The organism is Microcoleus sp. BR0-C5 (genome assembly GCF_036705045.1).
In the GTDB taxonomy this organism is placed as follows: Bacteria; Cyanobacteriota; Cyanobacteriia; order Cyanobacteriales; family Microcoleaceae; genus Microcoleus.
This window is the reverse complement of record NZ_JAUBTR010000202.1, coordinates 1-1339: the sequence shown is the minus strand read 5'-3', so window position 1 is coordinate 1339 and position 1339 is coordinate 1. Positions and strand designations below refer to the sequence as shown.

Here is a 1339-nt window from a genome sequence, read left to right as displayed (position 1 = left end):
GGCTCCATCTCGTTTGGTGTGGAAGCCAGCCCTTGCCTGACCCGGCGCCGCTGTGCAGCCTTATCGGATGGAACAGCTCTTCACCCAAGCACTCGGCCTGACCGCCCCGTGGGCCGTCACCGGCTTCGACTTCCGCCCCGCTGAGGGTGCCATCCACTTCACGGCCGAGTGCCAGGCCAGCCGGCTGCCGTGCCCCGCGTGTGGCGCGGTGGATCAGCCGATCCACGATCGTCTGCCCCGGCGCTGGCAGCATCTGCACTTCTTCCAGTTCAAGGCTTACATCGAGGCCCGCGTGCCGCGGGTGGCCTGCAGCCAGTGCAACAAGACGTCCCAGTGCGAGGTCCCGTGGTCCCGTCCGGGCTCGGGCTTCTCCGCGGTGATGGAGGCCTTCGTGATCGCGCTCTGCCAGGGCATGCCGGTGGCCCAGGTCGCACGCCTTCTGGGGGTTTCCGACGAGCGCGTCTGGCGCGTTCTCGAACACTACATTCCAAAGGCGCGCACCGAGGAATCGATGACGTCGATGTCCAAGCTCGCCGTTGATGAGACCAGCAGCCGACGCGGCGCGTTCATCAGCGTGTTCTTCGATGCCGAGCAGCGGCGGCTGGTGTACGCCACGCCGGGCCGCAACGCCGCGACGTTCAGGGCCTTCGCGGAGGACCTGCGTCAGCGCGGCGGCGCGCCCGAGGCCATTACCGATGTCAGCATGGACATGTCCAAGGCATTTCAGGCGGGTGCGCGTGCGCAGTGCCCACAGGCGCGAATCAGCTTTGATCCCTTCCACGTCGTACAGCTGGCAAGCACGGCGCTGGATCAGGTGCGACGCGCCGAGACCAAGCGCGCGCCCGAACTCAAGGGCAGCCGCTGGGCCTTGCTGAAGTCGTCGAAGAAGTGGAGCACACAGCAGATCCAGACCATGCATCACCTGCAGCGCAGCGGCCTGCAGACCGCGCGCGCCTGGCGCATGAAGGAAGCCCTGCGCCAGATCTTCAGGGAGGCCCACACGCGGGCTGAAGCCGAGCCGAAGTTGCGCGCATGGATCCGCTGGGCGCGGCGCTGCCGACTGGCACCTTTCAAGCGGGTCGGACAGACGCTGAAGGACCATCTCGAAGGCATCCTCGGCCACTTCAGCAGCGGGCTAAGCAACGGCTTTCTGGAGTCGATGAACGGGCTGATCCAAGCCGCCAAGTCCAGAGCACGCGGCTACCGCACCGACCAACGCCTGATCCTCATGGCCTACCTCGTCTGCGGCAAGCTCAAGCATCTGCCCTCAAACCCCTGGCTGACCGCCGCGGCCAAACCGGCTTGACCAGCGGTTTCCCACAGGAAACGCGATAGAGCC

General features: G+C 66.4%; 1 protein-coding gene. It reads left to right on the top strand.

Annotated features, from left to right (window positions below; genetic code table 11):
• Positions 1-67: 67 nt before the first annotated feature.
• Complete coding sequence (locus tag QUB08_RS31925) at positions 68-1306, top strand: ISL3 family transposase (protein WP_333230302.1); 1239 nt, start codon at positions 68-70, stop codon at positions 1304-1306.
• Positions 1307-1339: the final 33 nt, after the last annotated feature.